Here is a 15,729-nt window from a genome sequence, read left to right as displayed (position 1 = left end):
CTCTATTGTCCATTACTATCTCCAGTGGAAGATGTTCGTAAATCGTAATAATGACCAACTGCATCTCCCCAAAGACCTGCCAGAGGGTAATATACAGCTCTATATGCATCCACAAATACTGACAAATCGGTATTGAGTGCCTCACTGGGGTCACCGATAACTCCAACACCTGTCGTGCAGACAATTCTGGACACCCACCAAAGTACCCCAAAGTCAGACAATTCTGGACACCCACCAAAGTACCCCAAAGTAGAAGCTTAAAGCGTCAAGTCAATTGACACAACACAGGCAGAATGATCAAAATACTGGATATAAGTACAGTCAAAGATAAAAATCCATGACTCTTCCGCGCAGCACGCAAATCTCTCTCGATGCGACACCCTATTATCACTGTGTCTCCCGCTGTGTGCGTAGAGCGTTCCTTTGCGGTAGGGATGCTAAATCCGGAAAAGACTATGAGCACCGACGCCGGTGGATTGAGGCCAGGATGCATAAGCTGGCCTCAATCTTTGCTCTCGATATCGCTGCCTATGCGGTAATGAGTAATCACACCCATATTGTGCTCTATATCGATACCTACACAGCAAACTCATGGTCCACTATCGAGATAATTGAACGCTGGCAACAACTTTTCAAAGGTTCTGCGCTGAGCCAACGTTATCTTCGCGGTGAAGCCCTAGATGCCGTCGAGCTGGAAAAACTTCAGGAGGTGACATCCCTTTGGCGCGAGCGCCTGGTCGATATCAGCTGGTTTATGCGCTGCCTGAACGAGTCCATCGCCCGCCAGGCCAATGCCGAGGACAACTGCACCGGTCGTTTCTGGGAAGGGCGTTTCAAGTCTCAGGCCTTGCTGGATGAAAGAGCCCTTGCCGCCTGCCTGGCTTACGTGGACCTCAACCCTATCCGTGCTGGTATCGCTAAAACTCCAGAAGAATCCAATTACACTTCGATCCAGCAACGCATCCACATAGCCATCTCAGGCCAGCAGCCCAAAAGCCTACTGCCGCTGGTGGGCGGAGAGCACCGGGATATGCCTAAAGGCTTGCCTTTTCAGCTGGATCACTATTTAGAGCTGGTAGACTGGAGTGGCCGGCAGCTGCACCCTAAAAAGCGCGGCGCTATTCCCGAAAACATCCCACCTATTTTAAATCGGCTGGGTATTTCGCCAAAACACTGGCTCTACCTAAACCGCAATTTTGAAAGTCGCTTTAAACGCTTGGTGGGCTCGGCCGAAGCGGTACGCCAGGTCTGTGCGCAGCAAAATAAACGCTGGGTACACGGGCTGCGCGATTGCCAGCGCTTTCTTAGCCCCGCCCCCTGCTAGATTACAGAAATCCGCTTATCAGCTGCCCCTACATTCCATCGCTCCCGACTCTACACCCCGCCTGATCCCCTATGGACTCCCCAAATGATCTTTTAACGCCAAATTGCCATCTATTTTGAGACAGATATACCGGCTACCAAGTGGTGGCGAAAAAATTCTTGTCTAGATTCCGACTCTCCATTCTTTGGATGTCCTGGATTACTCCAGATTTTGCGTGAAAATCAGGGCGAGATACAGCTTTTACCGCAACACCCTCGATTAGCTTTGGTCTGTAGAAAAAGTTAGTCCCAAGTCAGCCATAGCCTTATACATCCTAAGTTGTGTAGGTGCCATATCTGGAATCACGCCCCTTACACTTAAACGGCTGTGTATAGCACCGAGACATTGGCTCCACGCTGATTAAAACTTTGAAAGCTGATTTAAAGACCTAGTGGGATTTACAACAGGCCTGCATTCACCTCGATAAACACTGGGCACTGGGTATAAGCGATTGCTGGCGTCTCCTTTCTACTGCCCCCAGCTAACTCCCACTCGATTTCCCAACACTCTCCCTACTGCTTGTATCCTAATTCAGCATTTCAAGCTCTAAGTGAAACTCTTCAGGGATTCATAGTGCTTAGATCTAAAGTAAAAGAAATTACCGCTAAAGATCGGCGCCAGTAATACTGCCAGCGCCTTTCTCTTATCTATAAATATCTAGATTTGTTCATTCAAAGAATAGGCCCTATATCTCTTCCATTATTGAAATAAAGTAAATTTCCCTTTTCATCTACTACAGGTTCACCTGTAATCCGCACATATTGCCCCTCCTCAATATCTTCCCGAGACTCCTCGCTCACAATAACCCGGATAGCATTAGGTATGACAAGATTTTCATACTGCTCTATTGACATAAAAATATACCCACGGCCGCTCTCACCAATACTTAAAACACCGGCTATTTCTATAGTTCTGCCTTTATACTTTTCAGGAGAGGCGGCAAGTTGTATGAAACTAACCTCATCCGTCATTATATCCAGGCCAAAAGCACTGACAGATATAAGAAAAAAGAGTAAAACGCTAGTTAATCTTGTAAACATACGGCTCCCCTCTTGATTTCATCACTTTATATTTAAATTGTTTAATTTGCTTGCTGGTCATCAGAACGCCTAGTTGACTTTGCATTGAGTCACTCATCTTTTTATAGTCAAACTTCTCTAGCCCAGCCTGACTGGACAAGTAACCATTTGTTGCATTTGTCAAATTCGGATAAACATCCCACTCCCAAAAAGTGTTACTTGACTCTGGGTGTGTATGCCACCTACCTCTATACCCCGCTCGCCATGGAGTCTTTGTGCCAATGTCAACTTTATTTGCATAATAGTCGGTTGTTATTTCCTTAAAGCCAAATTCTTTATTGTCATAAACTCTGATGGCCGCGCCTAGCTCAACACCATAATCTACAGATAGCTGATAAGCATTGGCATGCAGCCATTTTGCCACAGCATCAGGAGTACCCTGAAAGCCCTTTCCTGCGTATTTGTTGAGATCTGAAATTTTCGCATCTAGCGCAGCTCTTTCTTCACCACTTAACCCAGCTGGACGCCCGACTGGCGCATCTCCCTCACCTATACGACCGTCTAGACCATAAGACTTGATTAGGTAAAGTAGAGCTTCTTCACTAACAGTTGAGTCAAAACCTCCACGCCCCTGTGCCGAATACTCATAAAATTCAACACTATCGTTGTTATCCCTGGCAAAGGTCGCAGAAGAAGCCCCCTCTGGTGCCTGGGCACCACCTGCGCCCTGTGGAGCCCAGAAACCCGCATGGTCCGGATTCTGGCCGATGCTAAAACTATAATTGCCATTCGAATCGGTACCCACCTGAACACCCCTACGAGTAATACTATCCCAGACCTCTTTAGTATCCTTTTTAAAGTCTCCCCAGCTATAGTAACCAGTAGGGTCAGTCAAGGTCAGCGGGTTGCCTTTTACATAGCTATAGCGGTTATAGCCCTGGGTATCCTCAACTCCATCAATCATCGGGTCCGCTTGCAGGAAGCGGCCCAGGTTGGGATCGTAGATACGGCCATTCATATGAATAATGCCGAGGGCGTCCACCATCTCGTGGCCGGTAAAGCCGTGAGTGGTGACCTCATTCAGGCTATCCATCAGCTGGTAACTGCTGCCAATCAGGTCACTGATCTCCAGGGAATCCCAATCGCTATCGCGGCGCTTACCCCAGGGATCGAAGGCCATACTCTGGCTTTCGAGCACACTGCCATTTTCATCCAGCACCACATCGGTTGAGCCAATATGGTCTGTGAGCAGGTAGCGTTCCGTTAGCGATTGCTGCTCATAGGCGCCGTTGGTTTCGTAGGTAAATACGGCACCGCCGGGCAGGTAACGCTTCCAGTGGTAGCTTCCTTCAGATTGATAATGTATCCGCTCTACGCCCCCCAGATAGAGAGTCGTAACCACCTCACCATCGGAGCGGGTATCAACACGCTGATAGCGGGCGCGATCCGGGCCATAGGTAAAGGCGGTGCTGTCACCACTCTGGGTATTGGTAATCAGGGACGGCTTATCGAAAGTGGTGTAGGTGAACGCCCTGCCGGTGCTGTCGGAAGTCAGGTTGCCATTGCTATCGTTGTAGGCGTAATCCACCCCGGCCGCTTTGGTAACTGCGTGGGGCTTGGCACTTTCATACAGATAAGCGGCACCATCTTTGCTGAGGATATTGCCGATACTGTCGTATTGATACTGGGTGTCAGTAGCGTCGGAGTTACAGCTACTGGTGCTGGTGGTATTGGCATTAACCTGCAACAGGCGGTTGAGGTTGTCGTAGCAGAAGGATTCCTTCTTGCCGGTGCGCTGGTTGTTGCGGCTTACCAGATTACCCACGGCATCCCAACCGTAAGCCATTTGCTGAACGGTAGTCGCAGATGCGGAGTTATCGGCCTTTTGCGACAACAGGCGTCCAGTGGCGCTATCGTAGCCATTACTAATACGAACACCGCCGCTATTGATATCAAAGTCCGTTACCTGGCCACGGCTATTGGAGCTGAGCACCCGGTAAACTTCACGCCCGGTATTCAGGTCGGTGACATATTCCAAAGCGCCAGTATTGGTGTAGTGCTCCTGGATACCACTGGTGATACCGTTTGCACCATTGGACACTTCGCCATCCAAAACATCGTACTGATACTGGGGACGGCCGAAGCTGTCGTACCCCACACTTGAGGCGAAAAACTCTTCATTCCCCACAGTGCCGAGGCCCGTTGCTACTGCGGTCTGCTGCCCCAGGGAGTTATATGAATAGATCGCACAATAGTGGGAGGTGCCAGTGTAGCACTGCTCATCATTGGCACTTGCTGACATGACGACAGCGGTCACTTTGCCGAGCGCATTGGCAACCGAAACACCAGCAGCATCTTTATCGTCGTAGTACCAGCGAGTATGACCCTCTTCGCTGCCGGCGGCCGTGTAGTCGGTACGACGCAGTGGGCGGCCGTAGTGATCGTACTCCGTTACTGTGCGCTGTTGTTTGCCATCTTCCTGTTCAACCAGCTCACCAAACGCATTGTAGGTGTAAGTCCAGTCACCCTTATCCGGGTCGGACATGGCCACTTTGCGGCCACGGGCATCATATTTGGCGGTAATGGTAATACCCAGGTTTTCACTGGAGCGGCCGTGACTGATAACCTCAGTCACATTTCCTACCGGGTCATACTGATATTCCACCGTGCCTTGGTAGTGATCCAGGATATAAACCGCTTCACCCAAGACGTTGGTTTTTTCCGTGCGATTCTGGCTACCTGGGTTGGTGCTGGTAGCCACCACCAGATTATTTTCCAGCGTCAGCTCGGAATTACTCACTGTATTGCTATCTGGCAGCTCTACAGAGGTGATTCTGGAGTTCAGGTCGTAGTAATTGGTTGTCCAGTATTCGGCCACGGTGCCCTTGGTATAAGGTTCACTTTGTCGCTCAACCCGGCCCAGTTCATCGTATTCCGTATCGGTAACAATAATCTGGCTTTGGGTGAGGCCAGTGGATTCCTGGCGCAACTGGCGGCCCAGCATATCGAAATAGGTCGTGGAATAAGCCCCTGTTTCACTGGTGGTCAACACATAGGTGGCCGCATCGCTATGACTACACTTTGAACCACTACAGATTCCATATTCGGTAGTTACCGAGGGAGCACCGTCAGTCGCCCTGTAAGTTTCACGGCCAAAGGCATCATATTCGTAGGTCGTGGTTACATAGCTAGAAGCCGAGGCATCCAGGTAAGTTCGGGTCTTGGTGGGCAGCCCCATATCATCGCGACTCACCACGTCAGAGAGCAAGCGATTATCAGAATCCCTTACCTTATCGACGTAGCGCTTATCCGCATCATATTCTGAGTAGCTTGTACGACTCGGCTCTGAAGCTTGCTCAGTTGCTTTTTTAGTTGTGCTTAACCGATTTGCATAATCGTCGTAGGTGTAGGTCGTCGACAGCTTAATTTCAGCGGCGTCCTCACCACTGTATTCGGGCTCAATATGCTCTGCTTTTAGTAAGCCATACTGACTTCCGCCCTCCGGGTAATACTCAAAAGATACTTCTCGAGTCTCTACATCACTGCCGCGAGTAGTGGTAATTTTAGTACTGGTAACCCGTCCTTTTTCTCGGTACCAGGTCTCCCCATCGAACCCATTCTCTTGAACAACTTTTTGTACTACACCACCTGCAGCATTTTTGGTACTTACCGTGGACTCTTCGAGATTGCCATAATCATCATAAGTGTTTTCAGTAACCACGGTTTTGTACTTACTACCTGCGGCAGCGCCATCACTCTTGAGCAAGTAGAAAACTTCTGTAGATTCTTCGGTATACGGCCAATAGGGCGCTGTAGAGCTTCCACGCTTGGCGAGCGTATTGGCTTGACTATAGAGCAGCTTACCTTGAGGTGTGTACCTCTTAACACTCAAAGGCATCCCGATATAGGGAAATTCTTGAGCGAAAGTTGTTGTGGTATACCCTGTGCGGCTATCTGTCGTGGTTATTTTCTCAAAACCCAAACTACCGCGACCGCCACCCTGGAAGCGCAGGCCTTCATAGTTATAGGTAAGTTGCTCAGTATTATTGGCGCTGGAAGCCGTGGGCATGGAAAACTCAAGCTGAGAGACTATGTAGCTGGTTCCACCAATATCAAATACGGGAGACTCGTAATCGAGCAGCGCAGCTCCCTGCCCTTTTACATAAACACTCGTATCCGTTAACGGCTTATATGTGAAAGTGGATTCTTCGCCCAAGCCACCATTTACCGCTTTAATAACATTGTTAGCCGAATATGAAGCATTTGGCGCATAAAAGTTCACGTAGTGATTGCTTTCACCATCATAAATTCGCGCGTACTCCTGGAATCCATCTCCATTTATATCGGCGTAAGTTGCGTGAATACTATCACCAGAGCCAGCCGATATACTTGTTTCAATAACGCCATCAAAGCCGCTGCCATTCCACAACTTAACTTTTAACTGGTCTCCAGGCCAAACGATATCTAGAAACCCATCATGATTGAAATCAACCAGCTGAACCTTTTTCCCTGTCACTTCTGACAAGGCAATGTAGTTATCTAAATCACCGTCATCCGACAAGGTATAATACCAATCATCATTTTCATCCTTCAGGATCATATCCGTCAGGCCATCATGATTAAGGTCTGCTGGAAGCCAGATATAATTATGGGTGTTCGCCTGCTCCCAGTTGAAACCTGAAAATGAACTCGATGAGAGAGTAACTGTTCTCCAACCCCTATAGGTTTTATCACACTTATAAATAACAGGTACTAGGAATTCTGTGCGACCATCCCCATCGGAATCAATAACTTCCATAGAGTGTAAATCGCCAACCTCTACAGAAGAATTACAATCCTGATTTGAGCTATCCGTTATGGCAATAGATTTACTAGGGCTGGTCGGATAAGAAACCACCCCGTTTTGCCCTCTTTGAGCGTAATAGAAACTGATACCCTTTTTATCGGTATCCCTGATAATAAGATCACCTAAGCCGTCACCGGTAATATCAGATAAGACACTTTGAGTACCCGCTCCAGAAGGAATGATCTCTGTTGCCGTCGAAGAAAATTTAGTGCCGTCAAACAGCCTCACAGCCCAACTGTTATCACTCTGCCGATGAATGAAATCTAATTGACCATCACCATCGTAATCCAACAGATTCCAGTCATAACGCAGGTAGTAATAGGCTCTTATTGAGTGGTTGGTGTCCTGAACATCCCACTTCTCGCCATCTGACAAAGCAACCTGTAGGTATCGCTCTTCATCACTGTTCTTATAGAACCAAATATAATCGTCCATTCCATCGCCATTCAAGTCAGCAACACGCCCAGGCTGGAACCTGTTGGCATTGGAATGGAACTTCATGGTTGTATATTCTGTGGAACTAAATCCAAGGGCGTCGACTACCTGCCAGTCAAAAGTCGTTGCCTCTGAACAACTATTCCCAACACACTGTTGAATACTGTATAGGCGACTTAGGGGAGGGTTTTCAGTGCTTGGCGATTCATATAAGTAGCCAAGGTTATACTCCCTGAAACTAGCGTCATTATTAGTAATAGAGATCGCCTTAAGGCGGCGTTTCAATGGGTAATCACCCACCATGAGGTTCTCGGGAACAAAGTCCAAGCGACTCTCGTATTCAAACTGAATAACTGCATTTGCTTCAGAGCCAGTGCCAAAAGCATACTCTATGCGGTCAATCCTGAAGCCATTACTATCTTCTATGTAATAGTATTCTATGGCGTTATTGCCCGAACTATCGTAAAGCTTATCGAGGACAAATGAGTCGCCCCCACTGTTAACTATGTAGTAAGCGGTCTCACCACCTTTGGTCGTTACCTCAAATCCTGTAATACTGCCGCTGCCAGTAGCCTTAAAGGTGCGGAAGCTATTTAGTTCAGTCGCATAAGTAGAATTAACAGATCCGTAGCTACCACTAGTAACAACCAAACGCTGTCCATCCACACAGAAGCGATCTTTTTCACCAAGCAGCACCTCTGAGTCATCATGCACTAAGGTCCGATGGCAATAACGGATAACAGAAAGGCCTGAGATTCCCCAACCTAACCCCATTAAGCCATTTCTACCTTGGCTAGAATAGCCAAGGGACAGTTCGGGAGTATGGCCACCTGAACCTTGAGGAAGTTCTAGCTGCAAATTATAGGTTGCAGCCCCAGAAGGGGAGACGGCTGCAGTACCTGAGAGACTACCAGCAATATTTGCATTTTCCAGCTCAGGCTCAATAAGCTCAGTTTCTGTGGTAGGCATGCCAGAAACTGATAAGTAGGCGGTATCTGCTATTAGACTACTTCCAGAATCAATAATAAGGTCATCTGATCCATTACCACCTACATCGTCAATGTAAATACTATTACTACGATCATTAACCAACCCTGCCAAGGTTTCATTTTCAATATCGTCAGCTGCAGAGGGGTAGCTGAACTGATTAATACCATAAACAATGAATGGCAATTCCCCATCTGATTCACCACGGAACAGGAAATCAACCTGTCCATCGTTATCAAAATCACCTACCAGGTAATCAGTTCCGAAGGTTAGTTGGACCGCGTCAGCCAATAGGACTTCAGAAATATTTTCATATTCCAGATAATGGGTATCCCCATCAAACCAAGTTCTAGGCTCGGAACCATAAATAGTAAAGATTGGATTGGGGGGCAACGTAATAGGAGTGGCAATGTCACCATGTAAAATGAGAAGCCTTTCACTACTGTAAAAGTGATAATCCAAGAAACCGTCACTGTTATAGTCATCAACAAAGACGGCATAACCGTAGTTATCCAATGAGAAATCTAGAGCAGATATAGGCAAAGAGACATCAATTGCCTCAGACTCCTCACCGCTACTACAGATATAATTCCCAGTGCCGTAATTACTAAATTTACACGCCTGTACCTGAAATTCTACCGACCCTGCGTGTAGCAGCTCAACACTCAGAGATTTAGGCTGATCAGAATCCACCTCATCTAGATCCTGCCATACGCCAGAATCCACTCGAAACTCTATATCGTAGTAATCTGCGCCAGAAACCGCACTCCAAGTGAGATCAATTGTATCGCCGAGCGTACCTGCGGAATCGCTAATAGAAGCACTGGAGGGGGATGACAAGGCTTTGAGTACTTCAGTGCTATCCGTGTAAGTGACATCCCTACCGGTATTTGTTTCATCTATCAGCTTAACTGTAGCCAGATAGGTGTAAACACCCTCACTATAGCCACTCACGTCAAGATCTTCGCCATAAGCAAGGGTTACTTCCCGGATTTGCCCCTCACCCTGCTTTGACTCCTTGATCGTTATATGTTCTATATATCCCCAGTTTACTTTAACCGTATAGCTGCCACTTGAGGATTGTGATGGGGCATAAATATAGTATTGTGCATTTGCAATCGCTGAGACTGCCATCAAGCACATTATTAACACCAACTGAACTAACCGGCCAGCCGATACCCGACCGAACTCTACCATTGAAACAAAATCTCTCACTACTCCCCCAAACCCCGATCAAATTTAGCGCCTAGTGATGATTCGATGCTTTAATACAGCCTTATTTATGTAAGCCCAATATTTAGCGGTATCAGCATCACAAAATTAAGCGTTCTTGCCCGACATACAGAAAACGCCGCGATCCTACCAAACTATCAGGTAGAGTTCTATTAATTAAGTACAAAAATTGACCGCCCTGCTATACATAAAAATTATGTCTCAAAAGCGGAAGTCTATAGTTAAAAGGTGCAGCGAACTCTATCATGACTACCTAGATGAGATGCGCTGAAATAACAACCCCTACGCCAGCTAATATTCTTTAAAGCAGTATGAGAAATCTGATATCTTAGGCTCTATGGGTATCTTTATTCCCCTAATAGGCCCAGAAAACCTAAGAGCCATATTATATAACCACCTCAAAACCTGCTGGCGAAATCATGAAGTTGGAAGTTGCCCCAGGCTTCCTATTATTTACACCAGCAATAACAGTCGCCGATTCTGAGTTTACCGTCCAGAGCATAACCACAACCAAAGATTTGTCAGGCGAAACAGGTATTTGCGTGGACTCACGAATCAAGCTCGATTCAGCCCTTATTAATGGTGATGGCAATATTGATGCAATGAACAGAGCTTACTCAGCATTAACCGCTGCATTGGTCTCTAATAGCAAAATAGATGTTTGGGCAGATGACACCAGCGATTGCGAATCAGCCACATCTATTGATATCCTTGACTAGTAACCCCAGAGCCCAATTTAAGAAATTTGAGCCCTAATTAATTATTAGGGCTCAAATTAGAAGGGCTTGCCTACAACCCCCCGCTCAAATACTACCTACTTATTTGTAAGAACGAATATATTCTGGCGTCGCAACGGTATCTGACCAGGTACCCAGATCATCGGCACTGCAACTATTTACATCTAAATATTTAACCTTTACTGTTTTCTGTGCAACGGTAGCAGCCATTATCGCAGAAACCCAAACGTTGCAAACCTCAACGCTAACCCCATCATACTCCGCTGTGACATTACACATTCGCTGTGATTCATCAGAGCTATTCCAATCGCCATCCACGTAAAAATAGCCTGCCTTAGTAACATCCCAATCTTCAACTTTACCAACACAATAAATACTACTTGATGCAGAGTTCGCAGAAGAAAACAGCAATACTGGAAGTAGACCACCCACCATCCAAATATTCTTAAAACCCATAATCAAATCTCCTCAATGTAAAGCCAGCAATTGTAACAATATCCGAAGTGGACACCACCCCCCCAATTGGAACCAATGTGCAATTAGTCTATCAAAACCTCAAATCACACCTTCAATATAACCCCAGCAAACCTAAATCAATATTCAAAATATACACCTCCTAAATTGAAACCAATCGTTCTGACTCAACCGTTTAAATTAAAGAAAACCATTCATCCCTTCTGATTCTCATATTATCGAACGCGAATTGTGTATAAAGCATCTCAAATATATCTTAATGGCAAGCATAGGCTTTCAGGCGGCAACGGATCGTATATATTCTAACCAGAAAATTGTGCAACACCTTGAGACATGAAAATAATTTTATTCAGGGCCTTAGGATGAGAAATATCACTTCTAAATATACGGTTACTCTTAAACTCTCCCTAACAATACTTTTGTCTAGCTCAAAACTATTTGCCACGGATAGAATTCCTGTTCTAGTTGAACCGGTAGACTCCTGGAATCAATTTATTAGTACAAATGTCTATTGCTCAGTGGCTATGCCCCCTTTACACCAAATATCAAGCCATGCTGAGGCAGAGCTTACACACGTAAAACCAACAGGCTCCATTATCAGAGCAGGCGAACTGGCGGCAAAGCAAGATGACTTTTACCTGAATCAAGAAATTGAAATAATCCGCACAGATATAGAGACTACAAAAATCCACCTTAATTACGCCGAAGAAGAGCTGGGCCGACTAGTAAAGCTTCGAGTATCCGATATGGTATCCCCATCGCACCTAAACAATCTTAAACTAGATGTAGATACCCACAGATTAACCAAGCAAAGACTTGAGGAACAGCTAAAAATAGCTGAGTACCGATTAAAAAAACTGAAGCATTTTGCACAAGCCGATAGTCAGGTATTAAGTATAGAAGCCAACCCTGGGGAACGACTTAATCCGGGACAAAAAATCATGCAGCTGCTTCCCATTACGACGGCCCAAGTTGAATGCAGCATCCCTGAAGAGCATTTAGATAAAAATGACATAGAGCGAAATAGCAGTTTTAAGCTGGAAGGACAAGATATTGCGCTTAGAAATATCAGCTATACAGTTCACCCGGAAACACAGAACCTAAACCTCTATTTTGAAGCGAGTAGAGAGAAATTTCAGTCCTTATTGGTTGGACAGCGTTTTGAGATGACAGTATTGACTTCTCTCTCGAGCATGAGCCAACAAGAGCTTATCACCAAGATTCCAAGTGATGCAGTACTACTCGAAGGCCACCAATATAAAGTTTGGGCCGTGAATAGCGATAAAAGAATTGTTAGTAAAGACATACAAATAATAGATACTCTTCAAAATCACTTTATTGTACGCTCAACGATCAAACCAGGAGATCTATTGGTGGTGAAAGGCCACGAAGGGTTGGAGCCCAATCAAGCTGTCTCTCCAACCAGGAGGACAGCCACGTGAAATCCATTGAAAAATATAGCTCAATAGTTTTAAGCTGCAGTTTCGCACTAGTTATTGCAGGTATTATAGCTGGACTAAATTTGCCAAATGCCCTACTTCCATCTATTAACCGCCCACAAATTGCACTCGCAACCTCCTGGCCTGGAAAGACCGCAGAAGAAATAGAACAAATACTAATTGCTCCGCTAGAACAGGAGCTCTCCAGCCTAAGCCACCTAATAGAATTGCAAACCAATGTTAATAGTAGCTGGGCCTGGACCGTAATTGACTTCCATTCGGAAGCAAATATGGAGCAAATGTATATTGAGGTCCTCTCCAAAATCAACCAAGTACCCAATTGGCCAACACAAGTTCGCACACCGGATGTATTCAATTTTGCAAATGGCGCAGGGGCTACGCTTGGATCCTTTTTCCTATATTCTGAGAAACCGGCTAGCGAACTTCAATTAATCGACGCGTTTATAAATCATGTTAAGCCAGCCTTTAGTAAAGTTCCTGGTGTACAGTCCATTGAAGAAGCCGGCACACCCACTGCCCAACGGGTCGATATTGAGTTCGACCCGGAAAAGATGACTCGGTACTCTTTAACCATTGGTGAGATAACCGAAAATCTAAACAACTTAACAGATCGATCGGGTGGAAATCTAAAAATTGGGTCAAAAGATTATGCCCTTCATTTCAAGGGTCAGATCCCACTAGAGGAACTCTCAACGTTACCTATCGCAACACGAGAAAGCCAAATCATTCAACTCTCGGATATTGCTTCGGTAAAAGAGCGTGTAGCTTCAGATTGGTTATACTTTGCCCTTGAAGGCAATAGATCTCTATACTTCTATCTACGCCCTACCGAAAATGTCAATGTTCTAGAAACCATCGCCCAGCTCAAATCAACAATAGAAGAATTAAATGACGGAGAGTTAAATCGATTGGGGATGAAGCTCGCCATAAGCCGGGATGACTCCACGGGTATTCGGAATTCCCTCAGTCTGGTATACGGAAGCCTCTTGCTGGGATCACTACTCGCCTGCCTGGTTATTTATTGGTTTTTACGTAACCCCAGAACTCTAACCCTGATATTTCTAAGCATTCCCATTTGTATCTCTCTGGTAGTTCTGGGAATGTATCTTGGAAATAGAAGTATGAACGTTATTTCACTTGCAGGGATTGCACTTTCTATCGGGCTAATGGTCGATGCAGCAATTATTGTCGTAGAAAACATTCAAAGACTGCGCAAGCAGGGTATAAATATTCAGGAAAGTATCACGCGGGGAACTAAAGAAGTTTCGGGCTCATTAGTTTCATCTACAATATCCAGTGTTATCGTATTCTTGCCCATTATTGCTATGCAGTCAGCAACAGGGCAGCTTTTTCAAGATCTGGCCTTCACAATTTCAAGTGCATTATTAGCATCACTATTGTTTGCTCTACTAATACTACCCTCATTGGCCAAATACTTACTTGGAAAAGCAGAAATTTCTGAGGAGGGATCCAGTAGTATTAAAATCAATAAGGTGCTTGAATGGTGGGTGAAGCTTTCTATCCGTTCTACAAGCAATCCTAAGCTAGCCTCCACTGTGATTTTGTTAGGATTACCCGTCGCACTCATCGCTACCTTCTTTTCCAGCCCTGACATTGATGTCCTCCCAGACCCTAAACAAAATATGGTCTCTGTTTATATCAACTTTGAAAGTCCTTTATCTACAGAGACCATAAAAAATGAAATTGGGGAACGGGTCGTAAATAGAATCACAGCCAATAGAGAAGAAATAGAGAACCAAGTTTCAACCTATGGAATAATTTGCAACCCAAATAATTGCAATCTCTATCTATACACAAAAGGGGACTGGGATTTTGAAGAACTAAAGAGTTGGCTAAATGAAAAAGCTCTATTTGGACTAATTGGGACTCGAATACATTTCAGGCAAGGTGGTTTACTAAGGTTTGCCCTACCCAACAACCGTATTAGCCAGTTAGATATCAAAGGGGCAGAGCTATCTCGACTACAGATGGCAGGGAGTGAGCTGATGAGTCATTTACGCTTAGAATTTCCAGAAGCGCAAATTCAAGAGGGAAGCGCACTTCAAAATAGAGCGGTTCGTATTGAATTTCAACCCAAGCTAGTACAATTAGCTCGTTTAGGTATTACAATATCGGAATTAAATCATCACCTGATGGCTTTAACCGATGGAATATATATTGGCCACTTCTATACGGGGACCAATACTCTTCCTTTTTACTTTAAAGCAAGAGAACCGCAAAATCTTGAGATACTCCTAAATACAGAGATACTGATTAACAATCACGGTTTTATTCCTCTACGTGAATTGACCGACGCCAAAATCACTCAAGCGCCAGCCAGTATACTTCGTGTCGGCCAGGAAGTGAGCGCATCAATAAACTTAACTCCTCCCGAAGGCGTTGCTATGAAGTCTTTTGTCGAGGATGTTGATCAATCTGTGAATGAGTTTTTATCAGAAAGTTCCTACAATGATCTTCATACACAGTTTAGAGGTAGCGCCAATGAACTCAACCTGTTCCTCAGTGAGTTTCTAAAGATTTTTGCAGCAGCTATCGCAGTATTGGCCTTATTAATGTATTTCGCCCAAAGGTCCGCAAAGTTAGCAGCAGCAGTACTCTGTGCTGTACCCTTATCATTCGCAGGCGGAATGCTTAGCTTACAAGTTTTAAATCTATTTACTCCGCAAAGTTTGGATGTAATAACCATGATAGGATTTGTGATCTTAATGGGATTGGTAGTTAATAATGCAATACTACTAGTCAACCAATTTCATAAATCATTGCAAAACGGTGCCAATCAATTAGAGGCGATATATATGGCTGCCAACTTGCGTGTCCGCCCCATTATGCTTACGACAATTACCTGTATCTTTGGCAATATCCCTTTAGTGCTTAACCCCGGAAGTAGCGCAGCGATCTATCGCGGTCTAGCTACGGTTATTACCGGCGGAATGGTGTTTAGCGCCTTATTTGTCTTGGCATTTATGGCTGCCTTGCTATCACGGAAGCTATTTAGCACTCAAATATCTGCCACTGCTCAAAAGAGTGACCTGAAATTGCCAGAAGCTACTACTGCGTGATATCCCTCATTTGACCTCAATTTATTCACGCCCAAACTGGAAGCATAATTTTTATGCCAGAATGGGCGTTTATACTTACTTCGAAAAGCACTTTA

8 protein-coding genes are annotated in these 15,729 nt (G+C 45.2%); 4 read left to right on the top strand and 4 right to left on the bottom strand.

What is annotated here, in order from left to right; genetic code table 11:
- Positions 1 to 2: 2 nt before the first annotated feature.
- A complete protein-coding gene (locus tag ACJJIW_RS13400; protein ID WP_444935433.1) occupies positions 3 to 221 on the bottom strand; it encodes a hypothetical protein in 219 nt (72 codons plus the stop codon).
- A 116-nt stretch (positions 222 to 337) separates the two neighbouring features.
- On the opposite strand from ACJJIW_RS13400, the gene ACJJIW_RS13395 reads away from it, so the two are divergent.
- The gene (locus ACJJIW_RS13395; protein WP_444935432.1) at positions 338 to 1,324 is read left to right on the top strand and encodes a transposase; all 987 of its coding nucleotides are present in this window, start codon (positions 338 to 340) and stop codon (positions 1,322 to 1,324) included.
- Between the two features lie 710 nt (positions 1,325 to 2,034).
- Here the strand turns inward: ACJJIW_RS13395 and ACJJIW_RS13390 are convergent.
- Together ACJJIW_RS13390 and ACJJIW_RS13385 are read right to left on the bottom strand one after the other, a co-directional pair.
- Entirely contained in the window at positions 2,035 to 2,403 is a 369-nt protein-coding gene (locus tag ACJJIW_RS13390; RefSeq protein WP_444894461.1) for a hypothetical protein, read from the bottom strand.
- The gene (locus ACJJIW_RS13385; protein WP_444935431.1) at positions 2,384 to 9,865 is read right to left on the bottom strand and encodes an RHS repeat-associated core domain-containing protein; all 7,482 of its coding nucleotides are present in this window, start codon (positions 9,863 to 9,865) and stop codon (positions 2,384 to 2,386) included. Before ACJJIW_RS13385 ends, ACJJIW_RS13390 begins: the two co-directional genes overlap by 20 nt.
- 437 nt (positions 9,866 to 10,302) lie before the next feature.
- Here ACJJIW_RS13385 and ACJJIW_RS13380 point away from each other — a divergent pair, with 437 nt between their 5' ends.
- The gene (locus tag ACJJIW_RS13380) at positions 10,303 to 10,602 is read left to right on the top strand and encodes a DUF5992 family protein (protein ID WP_444935430.1); all 300 of its coding nucleotides are present in this window, start codon (positions 10,303 to 10,305) and stop codon (positions 10,600 to 10,602) included.
- Between the two features lie 99 nt (positions 10,603 to 10,701).
- Here the strand turns inward: ACJJIW_RS13380 and ACJJIW_RS13375 are convergent, their stop codons facing one another.
- A complete protein-coding gene (locus ACJJIW_RS13375) occupies positions 10,702 to 11,076 on the bottom strand; it encodes a hypothetical protein (RefSeq protein WP_282933607.1) in 375 nt (124 codons plus the stop codon).
- A 380-nt stretch (positions 11,077 to 11,456) separates the two neighbouring features.
- Between ACJJIW_RS13375 and ACJJIW_RS13370 the strand changes: the two genes are divergently transcribed.
- Positions 11,457 to 12,536, top strand: a complete 1,080-nt coding sequence (locus ACJJIW_RS13370; RefSeq protein ID WP_444935429.1) for an efflux RND transporter periplasmic adaptor subunit — start codon at positions 11,457 to 11,459, stop codon at positions 12,534 to 12,536.
- Entirely contained in the window at positions 12,533 to 15,634 is a 3,102-nt protein-coding gene (locus ACJJIW_RS13365) for an efflux RND transporter permease subunit (RefSeq protein ID WP_444935428.1), read from the top strand. The genes ACJJIW_RS13370 and ACJJIW_RS13365 overlap by 4 nt, the downstream gene beginning before the upstream one ends.
- Positions 15,635 to 15,729: the final 95 nt, after the last annotated feature.

This window comes from Microbulbifer maximicatervae (SeqCode) (genome assembly GCF_052467815.1).
Note: the sequence above shows the minus strand (reverse complement) of the source record. Positions and strands in the feature narration are given on the sequence as shown.

What these genes read in the sequence shown, in the direction of transcription:
- ACJJIW_RS13390 (WP_444894461.1), bottom strand. Translation starts at nt 2,403, where the DNA reads ATGTTTACAAGATTAACTAGCGTTTTACTCTTTTTTCTTATATCTGTC.
- ACJJIW_RS13370 (WP_444935429.1), top strand. Translation starts at nt 11,457, where the DNA reads ATGAGAAATATCACTTCTAAATATACGGTTACTCTTAAACTCTCCCTA.
- ACJJIW_RS13395 (WP_444935432.1), top strand. Translation starts at nt 338, where the DNA reads ATGACTCTTCCGCGCAGCACGCAAATCTCTCTCGATGCGACACCCTAT.
- ACJJIW_RS13375 (WP_282933607.1), bottom strand. Translation starts at nt 11,076, where the DNA reads ATGGGTTTTAAGAATATTTGGATGGTGGGTGGTCTACTTCCAGTATTG.
- ACJJIW_RS13380 (WP_444935430.1), top strand. Translation starts at nt 10,303, where the DNA reads ATGAAGTTGGAAGTTGCCCCAGGCTTCCTATTATTTACACCAGCAATA.